The 18,951-nt window shown below is 62.3% G+C and carries 18 protein-coding genes; 6 read left to right on the top strand and 12 right to left on the bottom strand.

Annotated elements, in window-relative coordinates; genetic code table 11:
- The first annotated feature begins 1 nt into the window (after position 1).
- A complete protein-coding gene (locus tag ACXAG8_RS02550; protein ID WP_475221888.1) occupies positions 2–298 on the top strand; it encodes a DUF7742 family protein in 297 nt (98 codons plus the stop codon).
- A 142-nt stretch (positions 299–440) separates the two neighbouring features.
- Positions 441–1,250: a serine O-acetyltransferase gene (gene cysE, locus ACXAG8_RS02545; protein ID WP_475221886.1), complete on the top strand. Its 810-nt coding sequence runs from the start codon at positions 441–443 to the stop codon at positions 1,248–1,250.
- A gap of 75 nt (positions 1,251–1,325) precedes the next feature.
- Here cysE and ACXAG8_RS02540 read toward each other — a convergent pair whose 3' ends face one another.
- From ACXAG8_RS02540 to pdhA, 3 genes are read right to left on the bottom strand one after another with little or no spacing between them, the layout of a single operon-like run.
- Complete coding sequence (locus ACXAG8_RS02540; protein WP_475221885.1) at positions 1,326–2,627, bottom strand: pyruvate dehydrogenase complex dihydrolipoamide acetyltransferase; 1,302 nt, start codon at positions 2,625–2,627, stop codon at positions 1,326–1,328.
- A gap of 14 nt (positions 2,628–2,641) precedes the next feature.
- Positions 2,642–4,009: a pyruvate dehydrogenase complex E1 component subunit beta gene (locus ACXAG8_RS02535; RefSeq protein WP_475221884.1), complete on the bottom strand. Its 1,368-nt coding sequence runs from the start codon at positions 4,007–4,009 to the stop codon at positions 2,642–2,644.
- A 15-nt stretch (positions 4,010–4,024) separates the two neighbouring features.
- Positions 4,025–5,014 carry a pyruvate dehydrogenase (acetyl-transferring) E1 component subunit alpha gene (pdhA, locus tag ACXAG8_RS02530; protein WP_475221883.1) on the bottom strand — a complete coding sequence of 330 codons (990 nt, stop codon included), beginning with the start codon at positions 5,012–5,014 and terminating at the stop codon, positions 4,025–4,027.
- A 224-nt stretch (positions 5,015–5,238) separates the two neighbouring features.
- Between pdhA and ACXAG8_RS02525 the strand changes: the two genes are divergently transcribed.
- The gene (locus tag ACXAG8_RS02525) at positions 5,239–5,922 is read left to right on the top strand and encodes a hypothetical protein (RefSeq protein ID WP_475221882.1); all 684 of its coding nucleotides are present in this window, start codon (positions 5,239–5,241) and stop codon (positions 5,920–5,922) included.
- Between the two features lie 26 nt (positions 5,923–5,948).
- Here the strand turns inward: ACXAG8_RS02525 and ACXAG8_RS02520 are convergent, their stop codons facing one another.
- Together ACXAG8_RS02520 and ACXAG8_RS02515 are read right to left on the bottom strand one after the other, a co-directional pair.
- Positions 5,949–6,248, bottom strand: a complete 300-nt coding sequence (locus ACXAG8_RS02520) for an FtsB family cell division protein (RefSeq protein ID WP_475221881.1) — start codon at positions 6,246–6,248, stop codon at positions 5,949–5,951.
- A 166-nt stretch (positions 6,249–6,414) separates the two neighbouring features.
- A complete protein-coding gene (locus ACXAG8_RS02515; RefSeq protein ID WP_475221880.1) occupies positions 6,415–7,605 on the bottom strand; it encodes a phosphoglycerate kinase in 1,191 nt (396 codons plus the stop codon).
- Between the two features lie 135 nt (positions 7,606–7,740).
- Between ACXAG8_RS02515 and ACXAG8_RS02510 the strand changes: the two genes are divergently transcribed.
- Complete coding sequence (locus ACXAG8_RS02510) at positions 7,741–8,247, top strand: peptidylprolyl isomerase (RefSeq protein WP_475221879.1); 507 nt, start codon at positions 7,741–7,743, stop codon at positions 8,245–8,247.
- Positions 8,240–8,788 (top strand): peptidylprolyl isomerase, encoded by a 549-nt coding sequence (locus ACXAG8_RS02505; protein WP_475221877.1) that lies wholly within the window; start codon positions 8,240–8,242, stop codon positions 8,786–8,788. The genes ACXAG8_RS02510 and ACXAG8_RS02505 overlap by 8 nt, the downstream gene beginning before the upstream one ends.
- Positions 8,789–8,855: 67 nt before the next feature.
- Here ACXAG8_RS02505 and ACXAG8_RS02500 read toward each other — a convergent pair whose 3' ends face one another.
- The 7 genes from ACXAG8_RS02500 to ACXAG8_RS02470 all read right to left on the bottom strand — a co-directional run bounded on the left by ACXAG8_RS02500 (position 8,856) and on the right by ACXAG8_RS02470 (position 15,459).
- A complete protein-coding gene (locus ACXAG8_RS02500; protein ID WP_475221876.1) occupies positions 8,856–10,145 on the bottom strand; it encodes a hypothetical protein in 1,290 nt (429 codons plus the stop codon).
- A 181-nt stretch (positions 10,146–10,326) separates the two neighbouring features.
- A complete protein-coding gene (gene aqpZ, locus ACXAG8_RS02495; RefSeq protein ID WP_475221874.1) occupies positions 10,327–11,016 on the bottom strand; it encodes an aquaporin Z in 690 nt (229 codons plus the stop codon).
- 108 nt (positions 11,017–11,124) lie between these two features.
- A complete protein-coding gene (locus ACXAG8_RS02490; RefSeq protein ID WP_475221873.1) occupies positions 11,125–11,943 on the bottom strand; it encodes a M90 family metallopeptidase in 819 nt (272 codons plus the stop codon).
- A 145-nt stretch (positions 11,944–12,088) separates the two neighbouring features.
- On the bottom strand, positions 12,089–12,589 hold the full coding sequence (locus tag ACXAG8_RS02485) for a bactofilin family protein (protein WP_475221872.1): 501 nt from the start codon (positions 12,587–12,589) through the stop codon (positions 12,089–12,091).
- The gene (locus ACXAG8_RS02480) at positions 12,579–13,904 is read right to left on the bottom strand and encodes a DUF5930 domain-containing protein (RefSeq protein ID WP_475221870.1); all 1,326 of its coding nucleotides are present in this window, start codon (positions 13,902–13,904) and stop codon (positions 12,579–12,581) included. Before ACXAG8_RS02480 ends, ACXAG8_RS02485 begins: the two co-directional genes overlap by 11 nt.
- Before the next feature lie 182 nt (positions 13,905–14,086).
- Positions 14,087–14,905 carry a ferritin-like domain-containing protein gene (locus ACXAG8_RS02475; protein ID WP_475222402.1) on the bottom strand — a complete coding sequence of 273 codons (819 nt, stop codon included), beginning with the start codon at positions 14,903–14,905 and terminating at the stop codon, positions 14,087–14,089.
- A gap of 92 nt (positions 14,906–14,997) precedes the next feature.
- Positions 14,998–15,459 (bottom strand): peroxiredoxin, encoded by a 462-nt coding sequence (locus tag ACXAG8_RS02470; RefSeq protein WP_475221868.1) that lies wholly within the window; start codon positions 15,457–15,459, stop codon positions 14,998–15,000.
- A gap of 69 nt (positions 15,460–15,528) precedes the next feature.
- Here ACXAG8_RS02470 and ACXAG8_RS02465 point away from each other — a divergent pair, with 69 nt between their 5' ends.
- Entirely contained in the window at positions 15,529–18,915 is a 3,387-nt protein-coding gene (locus ACXAG8_RS02465; protein ID WP_475221865.1) for a YhdP family protein, read from the top strand.
- Positions 18,916–18,951: the final 36 nt, after the last annotated feature.

Here is an 18,951-nt window from a genome sequence, read left to right as displayed (position 1 = left end):
GATGCGCCCTCTGCTTCATGGTGATGTCAGTGCGGCGGCCAGGGTTCTGCTGACCCTGCCGCCGCGCAGTCGCGACGGGTATTGCCGCCGGTTGATCGCCGAGGCGGAAGCGGCGGATCGGCACGTTCTGAAAACCGGCCGACTGCATCCGCTGTTCGGCAACGGGTCGTTGATGGCCGCGGCGCGCACCAGGCCGCTGGCGGACGAGCCGGGATTCGACGATCCGGATTATTGCATGTGTTTCGAAACGGTTCTGCGGCACCTCGTGCGATTCAACCTCAACCGGCGGCGCAGCTGACGCACCTGCTGGCGGCCGGATCAAGCCGCCGAAATGGTGCAGTTGGGACTCGTTCATTTTTTGTTGTGTAACACATCAAGGGTTTGCGTTTGGCCTTTTTGGCCCTAGATGGCTATTCTAGGTGCAGCAAAGGATCAAAGCCATGTTCGAAACGCGCACGCATGTAACCCCCGTCGATCCGGTATGGGATCGCATCACAGCCGAAGCGCAGGCCGCTGTCGAGGATGAACCGCTGATGGGCGGTTTGGTGCATGCCTGTATTTTGCATCACAAAAGCCTCAAGCGGGCCTTGTCCTATCGGATTTCGGCCAAGCTGTGTTCGAACGAAATGTCTATGATGGTTCTGCGCGAGATCGTGGACGAAGCCTATGCTGACGATCACGGCCTGATCGAAGCCGCGCGGGCGGACCTGAACGCGGTATACGAACGCGACCCGGCCTGCCATCGCCTGCTGCAGCCGATCCTGTACTTCAAAGGGTACCAGGCGATGCAGGCCTACCGCGTGGGCCATTGGCTGTGGCGGAAGGGCCGGCATGATCTGGCGTATTTCTTCCAGATGCGCTCGTCCGAGATATTCGGGATCGATATTCACCCGGCTGCCAAGATCGGCAAAGGGATCATGATCGACCACGCCCATTCCATCGTCATCGGCGAAACCGCGGTGGTCGGTGATAATGTGTCGATGCTGCATTCGGTGACACTGGGCGGGACCGGCAAGGAAGAAGAAGACCGCCACCCGAAAATCGGTGACGGGGTACTGATCGGTGCCGGCGCCAAGGTGCTGGGCAATATCGAGATCGGGCATTGCAGCCGTATTGCCGCCGGTTCCGTGGTGTTGCAGGCGGTTCCGCCTTGCAAGACGGTTGCTGGTATTCCCGCCAAGATCGTTGGCGATTCAGGCTGTGACCAGCCCGCGATTTCGATGGATCATATGTTGGGCAAGGACCAGTAAGCCAAAGCGCATAAACGAAAAAGGCCGCCTCGAAGGTTCGAGGCGGCCTTTTTTATGTTTCATATTCGGATGGGTCTAGGCCAGCATCACCATCGGGTTTTCCAGGTTTTCGACGATGGCTTGCAACAGCTGGGCACCCAGCGCCCCGTCGATGACCCGGTGATCCACCGACATCGTGACGGACATGACCGTGGCGACCGTCAACTCTCCGTCATCGCCGACAACCGGCTTTTTCAGGCCCGTGCCAACCGCCAGGATACCGGCATGCGGCGGGTTCACGATGGCATCGAAATTGTCGATGCCGAACATGCCCAGGTTCGAGACCGCGAAAGTGCCCCCCTGATATTCATGCGGGGCCAGCTTGCGGTCGCGGGCGCGCGAGGCGAGGTCTTTCATTTCGGTCGACAGGGCCGACAGCGACTTGGTGTCGGCATCCTGCAGGACCGGCGTGAACAGACCGCCTTCGATGGCGACTGCGACGGCCACATCGGATGGTTTCAGTTGCAGCACCCGGTCGCCTGCCCAGACGGCGTTGCATTCGGGAACCTGTTGCAGCGCGTTGGCGACCGCCTTGATGATAAAGTCATTGACGCTGAGCTTGACGCCCCGGCCTTCCAGCTGCTTGTTCAACTGGCTGCGGAACTTGAGCAGCGCGTCCAGCTTGATATCACGGCGCAGATAGAAATGCGGAATGGTCTGCTTGGCCTCGGACAGGCGCGCGGCAATGGTCTTGCGCATCCCGTCCAGCTTGATTTCTTCGTAGTCGCGAGTTTCGTACATCTTGGCGACTGCGTCTGCTGACGGACCGGCCGGGGTTGCGGCTGCCGGGGCGGCCGCAGCGGGTGCGGATGCGGGGGCCGCAGCGGTTGCTGTTGCGCCTTCGACATCTGCCTTGACGATACGGCCATGCGGACCGGAGCCGGAGATCTGTGCCAGATCAAGGCCCTTTTGCGCCGCGATGCGACGGGCCAGCGGTGAGGCGAAGATACGACCGCCATCGGCCTTGGCCGGTGCCGCCGGAGCAGGGGCGGGCGCCTCGGGTGCCGCTGGCGCGGCAGCCTCGTTGCCCGCAGCGGCAGCTGGCGCCGCCGCAGGTGCCGTGGCTGGCGCGGCCGCGATGTCATCGGCGCTTTCGCCATCTTCCAGCAGAACCGCGATGGCGGTGTTGACCTTGACGCCCTCAGAGCCTTCGGGGATCAGGATCTTGCCGATGGTGCCTTCGTCAACGGCCTCGAACTCCATCGTGGCCTTGTCGGTTTCGATCTCGGCCAGCAGGTCACCAGAGGAAACGGTGTCGCCTTCCTTGACCAGCCATTTGGCAAGGGTGCCTTCCTCCATCGTCGGTGAAAGGGCGGGCATCAGGATTTCGGTGGGCATCTGTCTGTCGCTCCTTACCGGTAGGTCACTTGTTTGACGGCTTCGATCACCTCATCAGTGGTGATCAGGGCCAGCTTTTCGAGGTTCGCGGCATAGGGCATCGGAACATCCTTGCCGGTGCAGTTGATGACCGGTGCGTCGAGATAATCGAACGCTTCCTGCATCACGACCGAGCTGATGTAGCTGCCGACCGAACCTTGCGGCCAGCCTTCTTCCACCGTGACCAGACGGTTGGTCTTCATCACCGAGTTGATGATCGCACCGGTATCCATCGGGCGGATGGTGCGCAGGTCGATGACCTCGGCGCTGATGCCGTCCTCGGCCAGTTTGTCGGCGGCTTCCAGAGCGTATTGCATGCCGATGCCAAAGCTGACGATGGTCACGTCCGAGCCTTCGCGCCAGATGCGGGCCTTGCCCAGCGGGATGGCCAGGTCATCCACCTGCGGGACGTCGAAGGACCGCCCATAGAGGATTTCGTTTTCCAGGAAAACCACCGGGTTGGGGTCGCGGATCGCCGATTTCAGCAGGCCTTTGGCGTCAGCCGCCGAGTAGGGCATGACAACCTTCAGGCCGGGGATCTGCATGTACCATGCGGCGTAATCCTGGCTGTGCTGCGCGGCCACACGCGCCGCCGCACCGTTGGGGCCACGGAACACGATGGGACAGCCCATCTGACCACCGGACATATAAAGCGTCTTGGCGGCCGAGTTGATGATCTGGTCAATCGCCTGCATGGCGAAGTTGAAGGTCATGAACTCGACGATGGGTTTCAGGCCACCAAAGGCCGAACCAACTGCGATACCGGCAAAGCCATGCTCGGTGATCGGAGTGTCGATGACGCGCTTGGCGCCGAACTCGTCCAACAGGCCTTGGGAAATCTTGTAGGCGCCCTGATACTCGGCGACTTCTTCGCCCATCAGATAGACGTCTTCGTCACCGCGCATTTCCTCGGCCATCGCGTCACGCAGCGCTTCGCGGACGGTTTCGGACTTCATCTCGGCATCGGCGGGCCAGTCGGGCGACAGGTCCACAACCGGAGCGGCAGGTGCTGCGGCGGTCGCTGCGGGGGCGGGGGCCGCAGCCGGGGCGGCCTCGGGCGCTGCTGCGGGGGCAGATGCGGGCAGGGCAGAGGCGTCTTCGCCTTCTTCCACCAGCACCGCGATGGGGGTGTTCACCTTGACCCCTTCGGTGCCCTCGGCGATCAGGATCTTGCCGACGATGCCTTCGTCAACGGCCTCGAACTCCATCGTGGCCTTGTCGGTTTCAATCTCGGCCATGATGTCGCCGGACGATACGGTGTCGCCTTCCTTGACCAGCCACTTGGCCAGTGTGCCCTCTTCCATTGTGGGCGAAAGGGCGGGCATGAGAATTTCGGTTGCCATGTCTTATTCGTCCTCTCAGGCGTAGATATCTGTCCAGAGCTCGTCCAGCGACGGCTCGGGGCTTTCTTTCGAGAATTCGGCGGCCTGGTTGACGACCTCTTTGATCTCTTTGTCGATCGCCTTCAGGTCATCCTCGGTCGCGTGTTTGCCGGTCAGCAGCAGTTCGCGCACATGTTCGATCGGATCGCTCTGTTCGCGGACCTTCTGAACCTCTTCGCGGGTGCGGTACTTGGCCGGGTCGGACATCGAGTGGCCGCGATAGCGATAGGTCTTGACCTCAAGGATATAGGGGCCTTTGCCTGCGCGGCAGTGGGCCACGGCCTTTTCACCGGCGGCCTTGACGGCCATCACGTCCATGCCGTTGACGATCTCGCCCGGAATGCCGAACGCCTCGCCCCGGTGATAGATATCCTTGGTCGAGGTCGACCGCGCCTGCGACGTTCCCATGGCGTATTGGTTATTCTCGATCACGAAGATCACCGGCAGGTCCCAGATAGCGGCCATGTTGAATGTCTCATAGACCTGGCCCTGGTTCGCGGCGCCATCCCCGAAATAGGTAAAGGTCACGCCGCCGTTTTCCTTGTACTTGTCAGCAAAGGCCAGACCCGCGCCCAGCGGCACCTGCGCACCCACGATGCCGTGTCCGCCGTAGAAATGCTTTTCCTTCGAGAACATGTGCATCGAGCCGCCCTTGCCCTTGGACAAGCCGCCTTCGCGTCCGGTCAGTTCGGCCATCACGCCGCCGGGGTCCATGCCGCAGGCCAGCATGTGGCCGTGATCGCGGTAAGAGGTGATCCGCTTGTCGCCTTCGCGTGCGGCGGCCTCAAGCCCGACGACAACGGCCTCCTGGCCGATGTAAAGGTGGCAGAACCCGCCGATCAGGCCCATGCCATAAAGCTGACCGGCCTTCTCTTCGAATCGCCGGATCAACAGCATTTCACGGTAATAGGTCTTAAGCTCTTCCGCAGAAACGTTTGGTTTCTTTGTGGTTTTTCGCGCGGCCATCGTGGCGATCTCCCCCTTCCGGCAAGATAGTTTAGCGTTAAACTATCACTTAAAGCATTTCAGCCGATCTGGCGAGGGGAAATGTGACGCAGCGGTAAGCGGCGGTGTTACCCGCAGGCTATAGCCGCGCGGAATTCCTGATTTCGGGCTGTCTGCCGCTTACAAGTTGCGCTTTTCGGTGGCACTGTGTCCGGCAAATTGTTCCTGCCGGAGATGTCCCTGAAATGATGATCCTTCGCGACCCGGGTCTGGTGTTCATCAAGACCAAGAAGACGGGCGGCACGTCGATTGAAATTGCGTTGGGGCAGCACCTGAAAAAGGGCGATTTCGCCTCGCCGCTGACACCCGAGGAAGAGGCGCAGCGCAAGGGCAAGCGTCCGATCGTCAAGGACTCGGTACGGCTGTTGCGGGAAAGGTCCAACGGCGAGGTCCGCGCCCGTCAGCCGCATAATGGCCTGGACGTCGTCAATGGCTACCTGTCCGATCTGGCCGAAGGCTGTACCAGCTTTTGCGTCGAAAGAAACCCGTGGGACAAGGCGGTGTCGGCCTTCTATTTCTGGATGCATCAGCGCGGGATCGAGGTCACGAAACCTCAGCAGATGTTTGCACGGTTCTGTCAGAAACAGCTGAATTTCTTTTCGGATTTCAGATTGTATTCGATTGATGGAAACATAGCGGTCGACAGGGTTTTGCGGTTTGAAAACCTGGCAGATGACCTGAGCGCGTTTTTGACCGAACAGGGGCTGGACGGCGTGACCATCGGGGCGGTGCGGGCCAAGTCGGGTATTCGGAAGTCGCGCGGGTTCGATGTCTTCTACGGCGAGGATTGGAGCCACCCCAACGTTGATCGCGTGGCCGAGGTCTTTGCCGCCGAGATCGACGCCTTTGGGTATGACCTGCCAAAGTGACCACCGGGTGCGCCCCGGTATTGCGATCAGCGGATGACGATTTCGTCGGCGCGGATCATGCCAAGGATCGAACGGGCCTGCTGATCCAGCAAGTCAAGGTCCAGATAGGTGTCCGACAAGCGGCGGGTCAGGTTCTCCATCTGGGCGATTTCGCTGCTCAGGGCGGCAAGGTCCCGCGACAGCGCGTCCCGCTCGGCGGCGATTTCGACGCGGCGGAACAGGCCGTAATCGCCCTGGACGGCGGCAAAGGTGAAATAGACACCCAGCATGAAGGCCACCGCAAAGAATGCAACTGAGCCCAAACCGGGCCGATGAGAACGGGTCACTCTGTTACCGCCGTATGAATACTGCCTCGAAACGTGCCCTTTGGCGGGCATCTTCCGGCACTATGTCACAGGTGATTCGCCATGTGAATCCCTGAAAATGCAAAAAGTTGCGGCCTGAGTCCGGGGCGACGCGCCGCCGCCCCGGGACAAGCAAACTGGCGCGGCCTTACTGTTCCAGCGCGGCAACGCCGGGCAAGGTCTTGCCTTCCATCCACTCCAGGAACGCACCGCCCGCCGTCGAGATATAGGAAAAGTCGCTGGCCGCGCCCGACGCGTTAAGCGCGGCAACGGTATCGCCGCCACCGGCGACCGAGATCAGCGTGCCGGCGCGGGTCAGTTCGGCGGCCTTCAGGGCGGCTGCGTTGGTTGCGGCGTCGAACGGCGTCAGCTCAAACGCGCCCAGCGGGCCGTTCCAGATCAATGTCTGGCTTTGCTCGAAAATCTCGCAAATCATGGCGACGCTTTCGGGCCCGGCATCCAGGATCATGCTGTCTGCGGGGCACTGATCTGCGGCAAGAACCTGGTGCGGCGCATTGGCCTCGAATTCCTTGGCGGTGACGATGTCGACCGGCAGGACGATGCGGCAACCGGCCGACCCTGCCCGGGCCAGGATGTCGGCCGCGGTCTCGGTCATTGCGTGTTCGGCCAGCGACTTGCCCACGTCCAGCCCCTTGGCGACAAGAAAGGTGTTGGCCATGCCGCCGCCGATCACCAGGTTGTCGACTTTCTCGATCAAATTGCCCAGCAGGTCCAGCTTGGTGGAAACCTTTGCGCCGCCGACAACGGCCGTGACAGGCCGTTTGGGGTCACCCAGCGCGGATTCCAGCGCGCTCAGCTCTTGCTGCATCAGGCGGCCTGCACAGGCAGGCAACAGGCGGGCCAGCGCCTCGGTCGAGGCATGCGCGCGGTGCGCCGCCGAAAACGCATCGTTGCAATAGACGTCACCCATCTTGGCCATTCCCTTGGCCAGGTTCAGACTGTTTTGCGTTTCCTCGGCGTGAAAGCGGGTGTTTTCCAGCAGCAGAACCTCGCCTGCGCTTTGGTTGGCCGCGGCGGTTTCGGCCTCGTACCCGACGCAATCATCGCCAAAGCGGACCTTGGTGCCAAAAGCGGATTCCAATGCGGGCACCAGCTGGCGCAGCGACAGGTTCTGCCGGCGCTCGCCGCCCGGGCGGCCAAAATGGGCCAGAAGGATCGGTTTGCCGCCTGCCGCAAGAATATCGCGGATCGTCGGGACGATCCGTTGTATGCGGGTGTCATCGGTAACCACACCGTCCGCGACCGGTACGTTGATATCCACGCGCACCATCACGCGCTTGCCGTTCAGGTCCATATCATCCAGTGATTTCCAGCCCATCGTGTTACCCTCGCCCGTTGCAACAGTTGATAGGCGGTTCTTTTCCTGCATTTTGCCCTCAGGTCAATGCGTCACTTGGCTTTCGCGCGTCCGGCGCATAGGTATTTGCGCAAGACAAATCGACAGGAGGGCCAGATGGCCGAGATCAAGGATCCCGAAAACACAATCATCATCGAACTGAAGGGCGGCAATGTTGTCATCGAACTGCTGCCGGACGTGGCCCCGCAGCACAGCGCGCGCATGAAGGAACTGGCTCGCGGCGGAGAGTATGACAACGTGGCGTTTCACCGGGTGATCGACGGGTTCATGGCGCAGACCGGCGATGTTCAGCACGGCGACATGGAAGACGGGTTCAACATTCGCATGGCGGGCACCGGTGGGTCGTCGCTGCCGAACGTACCGGCCGAGTTCTCGAAGCTGCCGCATGATCGCGGCACGTTGGGCGCGGCGCGCTCGGCCAACCCCGACTCGGCAAACTCGCAGTTCTTCATCAATTTCAGCGACAACCATTTCCTGAACGGACAGTACACGGTTTACGGCCGCGTCATCGAGGGGATGGAACATGTCGATGCCATCGTGCGCGGCGAGCCGCCAGCAAGCCCCGACCGGATGATCAGTGTCAAGGTGGCCGCAGATGCGTAAGCTGGCCATTGCGTTCACTCTGCTTGCCAGCCCCGCGCTGGCAACCGGATTGCAGATTGACGTCGAAGGCGAGGGGGCCAACGGCACCATAACCATCGACCTCTTCGAGGACGTGGCGCCCGGTCATGTCGAGCAGATCACCGCTCTGGCCCGTGACGGCAAATATGACGACGTCGTGTTTCACCGGGTGATCGAAGGCTTTATGGCGCAGACGGGCGATGTCGAATACGGCAAGCTGGGCGGCGACATGCGCCGCGCTGGAACCGGCGCGTCGGACCGCCCGGACCTGACGGCCGAGTTTTCCGATGTGCCCTACGAGCGTGGCGTGGTCGGCATGGCCCGCGCAAGCGATCCCAACAGCGCCAATTCGCAGTTCTTCATCATGTTCGCGCCAGCGCCTTCGCTGAACGGGCAATATACTGTGATCGGCGAAGTGACAGACGGTATGGAGGTGGTCGACGCGATCAAGCGCGGAACCGGGCCCAACGGCGCCGTGATCGGACAGCCCGACATTATGAAAAAGGTCACCGTGATCGAGTGACCCGAATACCGGCCCCCGTCAGGGTGCCGGTCCTTCCGCGTCAGGGCAATCCGTCAACGCGGCGGGGTCAATTGACCTGTCGCTGCGCGCGGTCCCCGCCAGCGGACAGTTTGGACCGGATGCGGGCCACCAGGCCATGCCGGTCAACATGGCGCTTATAGGCCCGGTAGGACGGCGCGCGCGACAGGCACCGTTCCTCGTGCCAGGCGCGCAGGAAATAGATCCCGTTGACCCCCAGCAAAGCCAGGCAATTTGCCACCCCGGTCCAGAAATCGGCCGCGATGAACGGGATCGAGATCAGCCACCATGTCAGGTTCTTGCTGATGTATGACGGGTGCTTGCTTATGTTATAGGGAAAGTCGCAGGCCAGGCCGCGATAGGTCAGGTTCGAAAACCGCAACCCCATCCGGGCCGCGGTCAGGCAATAGATCGACAGTAGCAACAGGATCGTACCGCCCCACAGGCCGTACAGAACCGGGTAATCCCAAAGCCACGTGCCCCAGGCAAACCCGTCTTCGGTATAGTCGAAATAGCTGCGCGACATCAGTTGCCAGAACGGCGCATAGCAGATCACGCAGACCAGCCAGCCGCCCACGGTCGCCTCGGTCCAGCGGATATGCGAAACCAGCAGGCGTGTCGCGGTGGCGTAGCCAATGACCACGATTGTCAGGTCAAAGAAAAAGGCAAACCGGTAGAGGTATTGATAGATGTCAACGAAACCGGTGGCGTGCCACAGGGACCGTGTCTGTAGGAATGACCAGTCATAGACCAGGTAGCAGAACATCAACGGCAGGAAATACCCTTTGATTACCAGCGCCAGCAAATAGGATTTCAGCCCGCGCGCCCGCAGCGAGCCCTGCCCAAGCGTCAGGACCACGCGCCCCAGATGCCACATCCCGTCACGCGGGTGGCGCATGGCAAAATGCACCCCGCAGACCGTTGTCAAAACGACGGCAAGCAGCACCACCCAATAGTCACCCAGCAGCGAGAAAAAGGGGCTGTACCAATCGTCCCGGTAAAGATCGGCAGTGAAATAGAACAGGGCCAGCAGACCAAAGCTTGCCGCCAGCCCGACCAGCTTGACCCCCAGATCCGCAAGGTATCGCGGGTCCGAATAGGCCGCGGGGCGGAATACAAGCCCGCTGCCCGACCGTTGCAAAATCCTGGCCAGAAACAGCTCTGACAGGGCCAGTACGGCGAACACCGTCAGGCAAAACAGGACGGTCTGGTCACGGTCCGACACGCCGGGCATCCGCGGCCAAAGATAATGCGCCACCGGGATGGTCAGCACCGCAATCACCCCCGTGGCCGCGGGGATCGCGGATGCAGGCCGTTTGAACTTGGGCCGGGGGGTCATGAACCGGGACTTTCAGACATCATGGCCAAGGTTCCGTCTTTGCCGCGGCCATGGCAACCGCCAAGTCCCTTGGCCGGGCGATCTTTCGGGATGTGTGGCCTGTGCGGATCAATGCGCCCCGGCCGATGCAATGGCACCGCCCTTGGGCGGTGCCATGTGCTGTTCCATCGTGGTTCAGACCTCAGTCATCGGGCGCCATAAGTTTCCAGATGACGGCCCCGATGGCGCCGCCCACCAATGGCGCCACCCAGAACAGCCAAAGCTGCGCCAGCGCCGGGCCGTCGGCAAACAGCGCCACACCGGTCGACCGCGCCGGGTTCACCGAGGTGTTGGTCACCGGGATCGAGATCAGGTGGATCAGCGTCAGCCCCAGGCCAATTGCGATGGGCGCAAAGCCCGCAGGTGCCCGGTCCGATGTCGCGCCCAGGATGATCACGATGAAAAACGCGGTCAGAACGATCTCGATCACCAGGGCAGACATCATGGAATACCCCTGCGGCGAAGCCTCGCCATACCCGTTCGAGGCAAATCCGCCCACGCCCTCAAAACCGGGGGCGCCGCTGACGATCAGGTACAGGACCGCCGCGGCGACGATTGCGCCCACGACCTGTGCCACCCAATAGGGGATAAGGTCCTTGGCCGGAAACCGTCCGCCAATCATCAGGCCCAGGCTGACCGCCGGGTTGAAATGCCCGCCCGAGATGTGGCCCACCGCAAAGGCCATGGTCAGCACCGTCAGGCCAAAGGCAAACGACACGCCCAGCCAGCCGATGCCCACATCTGCAACGCCAGCCGCCAGGACCGCGCTGCCGCACCCCCCGAGAACCAGCCAGAACGTGCCGAAAAATTCGGCCAATAGTTTCTGTGACATGAAATCACCTCCTGAAATCCAAATGACATGCAGTCTAGCCCAAGTGTATCTGCTGGCACAGCTTTTCAGCACGGGGAAATTCAGGCGCAACGGCGCTACACGGCTTGCTCAGCCATCTGCCTGCCATTGGGCCGGGTCCAGCCCGAACAGTTTGGCCAGTTGGCCATAGACCGCAGAGTGGGCCGATTTCAGTGCGCGCGGCTTTTCAAAGAACACTTCGACAGCGACGGCAAAGAACTCTTCGTGACCTTCGGCCCCATAGGGGTCGATAAGGGTCGGGCGCCCTGCCTGAACCGCGTGCACATGATCGTCATAGGCAGTCAGGAACACATGTTCCCACTCGGCAAAGCTTTGACCCGGTGCCAGAACGGGTACGCCGTTTGTCCCGCCCGACAGGTCGTCGATCTGGTGGGCAAATTCGTGGAACACGACGTTCTGCCCATCATGGTCGTTCAGCGCGCCCATCCGGCTGTGGGCCCAGGACAGGATCACCGGCCCCCGGTCCCAGCTTTCGCCGGTGCGCACGACCTCTTTCTCGGTCACGACATAGCCGCTGTGCCGGGCCTGGCGCGACTTGAACGCGTTGGGGTAGATAAGAACAGTGGTCAGGTTTGAATACCACAGGTCGTTATTTGCCACCAGCAAACAGGCCTGCGCCGCAATCGACAGGCGCATTTCCTCGGTCACGTCCAGACCGTCACAGCCGTGGAACTGAACCTGATCCAGAAACAGGTTGATCTTGCCTTCCAGCCGGGCGTTCAACGCGGCGGGAATCCGTCGCAGGATCGGAACCTGCGACAGGATCAGGGCCCGCTGTTCCGCCGTCAGGGGTGCTGCCAGAAGCGTCTGGCGCGCCTGTTTCCGCGTCCAGATACGAAACCCCACGATCCCGGCGATCAGCGCCACTATGGCAAGAAATATCGTCATTGGCTGACCCTAGCGTGAACCGCGCGGCGGTGAAACTGCAATCACCGGGGCAGATACCGGGATCGGCAGGGGCCGGGGGCTGACCAAAAAGAAAACGCCGCAGGGGCAACCCCACGGCGTTTCGCGTCAATCGCACTGGGCGATGTTACTGTTTGACTTCGGCCGCCGGGTTGGCACCGGCCTTGGCGCTGCGACCGGGGTTCAGCGGATCGTCCTGACGTTGGACCGACCCTTCGAAATGCGCACCGCTTTCGATGGCGATGGTCTTGTGGATGATGTCGCCTTCGACCCGCGCGGTCGAGGTCAGACGGACCTTGAGCCCACGCACGCGGCCAACGATCCGGCCATTGATCACAACGTCATCAGCGGTGACCTCGCCCTTGATGGTCGCGGTTTCGCCGATGGTCAGCAGGTGGGCGCGGATGTCGCCCTCGACCGTGCCTTCGACCTGGATGTCGCCGGTGGTCTTGATGTTGCCGGTGATATGCAGATCAGACGACAGAACCGACGCAGGCGGTTTGGGCTTGGGCGGCGTGCTGGCCTTGGTCTCGGTCGGGGCAGGGGCCGCCGGGGTCGCCGCTGCGGCGGGTTTGGCCGCCTCGGGTGCCTTGGGTGCGGGCTCGTTGATTTTGCTCTTAGAAAACATTTCTCGCAGCCTTGATGTAAGTCATTGGATTTACGGGTTTTCCGTTCACGCGCACCTCATAGTGCAGATGCGTGCCGGTCGACCGTCCGGTGCTACCCATATCAGCAATATGATCCCCGCGCGAGACCCTTTGGCCAACCTTTACCCTGATCTTGGTGTTATGAGCGTAAAGTGTCTCAATCCCGAAGGCATGTTTTATCTTGACCAACCGGCCAAAGCCCGATTGCCAGCCCGCATGGGTGACGACGCCATCGGCGGTCGCAAAGATGTCGGTGCCCTGCGCGCCTGCGAAATCGGCCCCGTTATGCATGCGCCGGCCACCCGTCTTGGGGTCGCGCCGGGTGCCAAAGCCGCTGGTGAACCGAACTGCGTCCCGCACCGGGCTGGCGAAGGGGGCCTTTTCCGCCGCAATACGATACAGGTTCAACTGGTCCATCTGTTGCAGCAGGGTATTTGCGCGGATCTGGTCGGGGGTCAGTTCCTCACCGCGTGTGCTGAAGGATAAAGGGGTCAGCGGACCGCCCATACCGCTATATCCGCGCCGAACTTCGTCAAGGATGCGATCGGTCGGCATCCCGGCCTGGCGGAACATCTTGTCCAGCGGTTCGACCGAGATCACCATGGCCTCTTCCAGTTGCCGGAAAATCTCGTCGCTGCGTTCCTGCATCAGGCGGATTTCCAGCTCAAGCTCGTCGCGCTGGTCCAACGCCTGTTGCGCATCGGCTGCGATCTGGTCGCGTTCCGCGGCTGTTTTGGCCAGCGCGCCGGTCATGAACCCCATCTGGGCCGGGTCAACAGCCGCCGTTTGGTACATGCCGCCATCTTCGGCTTCGCTTTGCACCTCGGCCAGTTCCAGACGCGCATCTTCACGCTGTTTCATCGTGGCGCGCAGGGTGGTCTGGATGACGTCAATTCCGGTTTCCAGCTCGCGGCGGCGCGTTTCCGATTTCAAAAGCTCGGATTGCATTGCCGAAATCTGGTCAAGCGCTGCGTTGAACCGGTCATGCGCGGCCAAAGCCTCGGCTGCGCGGGCGTCGCGTTCGGATGACAGGATGTTCAGCCGTTCCTGATAGGTCGCCTGATCCCGTTTGGCCTGTTCGCGGAAATTGCCTGACCCGATGCTGTCCATCAGCAGGATCGCGGTGGCGACGGCGGTCCAGGCGATGATGACGGTGACGCCCGTGACGGCAACGATCTGCGTCTCGGAACTCAGCCGGATAAACCGGGTGTCGGTGTCGGATTTCAGAAATACCCTGCGTTCCGGAAAGTGCCGTTCCAGCAGTGAGTGAAATTTGATTCCCAGACGTGTTCGCACGCGTCTTCCCTCTAATCATCCCCAAGACTCGGGCCGGTTGTGAGTGCTTTGCCGCGCCGCCCTTGGGCGATGTGCATAGTCGGACCGGGACGATTGAGCAAGTTTGTTGCACAAGTAACGCGCTTTGACCTGTCAAACCCGCGAAATCTCGGCGGGAAATTGCCGAAACTGCGCGTGTTTGGTCACTTGTCGGCGGTTTCTGCCGGGGGCAGGTCCTCGGTCAGCGGCCAATAGAAATCGGGTGGCAACCCGGCCTCGGCCCGCTTTTCCTCGTTGAAGGGCGGTTTGAGCGTGCTGTGAAAATAGCGCCGCACCAGGTCGTGGAACACGTCCTTGGGGTCGGCATTTTCGCGACCGCACAGGAAATGAAACCATTTCGATCCATAGGCCACATGCCCGACCTCTTCGGCATAGATCACCTCAAGCGCCTGGACGGCCTGATCGGCCCCGGCTTTGCGGAACAGGTCTATCATGCCCGGTGTGACATCCAGCCCGCGCGCCTCAAGCACCATGGGAACGACGGCCAGCCGCCCCATCAGATCATGGGCGGTGTCTTCGGCGGCGCGCCACATGCCCGCATGTGCGGGCAGCGCCCCGTAGAAACTGCCGAGCTGTTCAAGACAGTCGCATACAAGATTGAAATGTTTTGATTCTTCGGCAGCGGATTTGACCCAGTCATCGTGAAATCCGATCGGCATGGGCACATGTCCGAACCGGGCAATGATGTCCCAGTGCAGATCGACCGCGTTCAACTCGATATGAGCGACGGCATGCAGCAGGGCGATCCGTCCCGCTTCGGTCCCGGGCTTGCGCTTGGGCACGTCGCGGGGCGACAAAAGCTCGGGCGCTTGCGGTCGGGCGGGCATGTCGGGGGGCGTCGCTGTCCCGATTTCGATGGCCGGTGCGTCGCCTGCGCGCGCCGCAAACCAGGCTTTGGCATATCGGTTGGACAACGCGGTTTTTTCACGGCCATCTGCGGTGTTCAGCACCTCGGTGGCCATCTGGGTCAGTGTCTTGGGCACGTCGGCACCTGTCTTTCTGTGTTTTCGCGCCGGTGACTAAACCGATTGCGCAGCCGGGTCGAGTGGGCGCGTCACAGCGCCCGCACGGCGTCGAGCACCGCATCGACATGTCCGGGAACCTTGACCTTGCGCCAGACCTGCGCAATGCGGCCTTCGGCGTCGATCAGAAACGTGGTGCGCTGTATCCCCATCGACTTGCGGCCGTACATGTTCTTTTCAACCCAGACCCCGTAATCCTCGCAAACCGTCGATCCCTCATCCGACAGCAGCGGCGTGGTCAGGTTGTGCTTGGCAACGAATTTGTCGTGCTTGGCAACACTGTCGCGCGAGATGCCGAATACCTGTGCTCCGGCATCCGCAAAGGCCTGAAGTTGCGCTGAGAAACCGATGGATTCCTTGGTACAGCCCGGCGTATCATCGCGGGGATAGAAAAACAGGACAACGGGATTGCCGCGCAGCGCCGACAGGCTTATTTGACCCCCGCCGTCGCGCGGCAGGGTGAAATCGGGGGCAATGTCTGAAATGTCGGGCATAATGCGGCTCCGGTCATGGTTCGTTACGGGTTTGCCGTATCATAGGGCGGCGCGGGCAGGTTGGAAGGTGTGGAAAGCAAATTGAACGAAACCGACCACGATAGGGACCTGCAGGCGGGCAAAGACAGGCCGCGGCGCCGGTCCCGCCGCCGAATTGCGGGCATGTGGGGCGGTGGCTTTCTTTTGCTGTTGGCCCTGATGGTCGGGGTCGTGGTGCTGGGCCAGCGGGTGCATGCCCCGCCGTGGCTGCGCGACCGGGTCGAGGCGCGGCTGGAAAGCGCAACCGGCGGTTTGCAGGTCCGGTTCGGCGATGTCAGCCTTGTGGTTCACAAGGACTGGCGCCCGCGGCTGCGACTGACCGATGTCAGCATCAGTGACGCCGACGACCGCCAGATCGCCCAGGTTTCGGACATGCAGGCCAGCCTTGCGATGCGCCCCCTGTTGCGCGGCCATGTGCGCGCCAAGCGCATCATGCTGAACGGGGCGCAAATCGCGCTGACCCGCGATCAGGACGGGGCGCTGTCGCTGGCCGTCGGGTCAGGCAGCACGCCGGTCCGCAGTGCGCCCAACCTCGCCCAACTGATCGAGCAATTTGACTCGGTGTTTCAATCGCCAGCCCTGTCGGCTCTGACATCGGTCGAGCTGGACGCGATTACGCTGGATTATCAGGATTTGCGGCTGGGCCGGTCCTGGGTTCTGGATGGCGGGCATATTCAGGCCACGCGCGACGGGGGCACGGTGCGGCTGGCCACGGGGTTTTCCGTTCTGGCCGGGCGCGACTATGTCAGCGCGATCGAGGCAAACTATACCAGCACCCTGGGCGCCCCCGAGGCGCAGTTCGGGGTTTCGATCACCGACCTGCCAGCCGAAGATATCGCGGGCCAGACCCCGGCGCTTGCCTGGTTGCAGGTGCTCAGGGCCCCCATCTCGGGCGCCCTGCGCGGCAGCATCGACGGGCAGGGCGCGATTGGCCCGGTTTTTGCGACACTGAACCTTGGCGCCGGGGCGGTGCAGCCGACCCCGGAAACACGGCCGGTGCCCTTCAGGTCGGCGCGGACCTATTTCACCTATGATCCGGCGCAACAGGCCCTGGATTTCAACGAGGTGTCGGTGGATTCAGCCTGGGGGTCGGTACAGGCCGATGGTCGGGCCTTTCTGAGCGGTATCGAAAGCGGCGTGCTTGACAGCATGGCGGCCCAGTTTCGCCTGACCGGCATCCGCATCAACCCCGCCGACCTGTTTACCGAAACGCTGGACCTGGCGCGCGCCGATCTGGACTTTCAGATGAAACTGTCGCCCTTCCGTCTGCACCTTGGTCAGGTTTCGGTCGAGGATGGCGCGCATCGGCTGCACGCAGAGGGAGAACTGGTCGGCTCACCTGCGGGGTGGAGCGTTGATCTGGATGCCCATATCGACCAGATGGACCTGGACAATGTGCAGCGCTACTGGCCGCCCAAGCTGGCCCCCAAGCCGCGCCTGTGGGTGACCGAGAACCTGTATGAAGGCGAGATGAAGGACCTTGATTTCGCCCTGCGCCTCAGGCCGGGGGAAAAGCCTGACATCTATGTGGATTTCGATTTCGACAAGGCGCGTCTGCGTTTTGCAAAAACGTTGCCCCATCTTCAGGACGCGCAGGGGCAGGCCAGCTTGATCGACAGGCGTTTTACGGTCACTGCGCATAAGGGCGTAGTGATCGCCGATAAGGGCGGGGCGGTGGATGCCTCGGGCACGTCCTTCATCATTCCCGATACCAGCATCAAGAAGGACACGCCCGGCATTGCCCGTATTCAGGCGCGTGGCGCCGTCACCGCCGCCCTTTCCTTGCTGGATCGCGCGCCTTTGCAGCTTTTGACCAAAGCGAACCTGCCTGTTGATCTGGCCGAGGGGCGGGTTTCGTTGAACGGAACATTGTCGCTGCCGCTGATCAAGGGGCTTAAGCTGGCGGACACGCGGTTTCACTTCACGGGCGAGCTAGATGGCCTTAGCACCGACCGGCTGGTGCCGGGGACGACCATCACAGCGCCGGACCTCAGCCTGTCAGGGGACCAGTCCGGTGTTTCGATCCAGGGCGATGGCCTGTTCGGGGCGGTCCCGGTCATGGCGCAATGGCGCCAGCCCATTGGCGGCGATACCGCACAGCGCAGCCACCTGGTCGGAGAGATCGAGTTGTCGCCGCGTCTGATGCAGCAGATCAATGCCGGGTTGCCGCAGGGGATGCTGACCGGGCAGGGCGTGGCGCAGTTCGAACTGGGGCTGGGCGCGGATGCGCCGCCCCGCCTGACCGCGCAATCGGACCTTGCGGGCGTGGCGCTGGCGATCCCCGAACTGGGGTGGCGCAAGTCCGCGGGAAGTCTTGGCACGATGACGACCGAGGCCACGCTGGGCGATCAGTTGGCCGTCGATGCGTTGCGGATCGACACCGCCGGGCTGCGCAGCGCGGCCTCGATTTCCTTTCGCGACGGGGCCGAACTGGACCGGGTACGCTTCAGCTCGTTCGAGATCGGCAATTGGCTGGCCGTCCCGGCCGAATTGGTCGGGCGCGGCGATGCGGCCCCCGATATTCGGGTGCTGGGCGGTGTTCTGAACCTGGGCCAGGCCACCTTTGGCGAAGGCGGCGGGGGCACTGGCGGGACGGGCGGGGCCGGTCCGCGGCTGGACGTGGCGCTGGACCGGTTGCAGGTGACCGAGACAATGGCGTTGACCGGGCTGAAGGGCAATTTTCAGACCACCGGCGGATTGCAGGGCAATTTCTCGGCCCAGGTCAATGGCGGTGCCGCGTTGCAAGGCACCGTGTCACCCGATGGCGCGCGCAGCGCCGTACGCCTGACCTCGGAGGATGCGGGCGCGGTGCTGCGCTCGGCCGGGTTGCTGACACAGGCCCGTGGCGGGGCGCTGGAGGTGCAGCTCGACCCGGTGGCCGAGCCGGGCAACTATGACCTGAACCTCGAAATTCGGAACACGCGGATCAAGGATGCCCCGGCGATGGCGGCGTTGCTGAACGCAATCAGCCTGGTGGGGCTGTTGGACGAGATGGCCGGGCAGGGCATCTATTTCTCAACCATCGAAAGCCGCATGCGGATCACCCCGACCGCCGTCAAAATCCTCAGCGGCAGTGCCGTCGGGCCGTCCATGGGCCTGTCTTTTGACGGCACCGTCGACACGGTCGCAGGAACCCTGAACCTGCGCGGCGCGATTTCGCCGATCTATCTGGTGAATGCGATCGGCAGCGTTCTGACCCGCAAGGGCGAGGGGATATTTGCCTTCAACTACACGCTCGCGGGCCCGCTGAGCGCACCGCATGTTTCGGTCAACCCGCTGTCGGGGCTGGCGCCCCTGTTCCTGCGCAACCTGATGCGCGCGCCGCCGCCAACCGTGTCGGACGAAGGGACGCCTGCGCAACCCGCCACCGAGGCACCGTCGAACCCATCCCTTGGCTCACGTGGCGAAGACAGGTGACACCGACATCAAGCGGTGGCCGAATCCCTCGGCGCG

Source organism: Ruegeria sp. ABD4_443, assembly GCF_056160865.1.
Note: the sequence above shows the minus strand (reverse complement) of the source record. Positions and strands in the feature narration are given on the sequence as shown.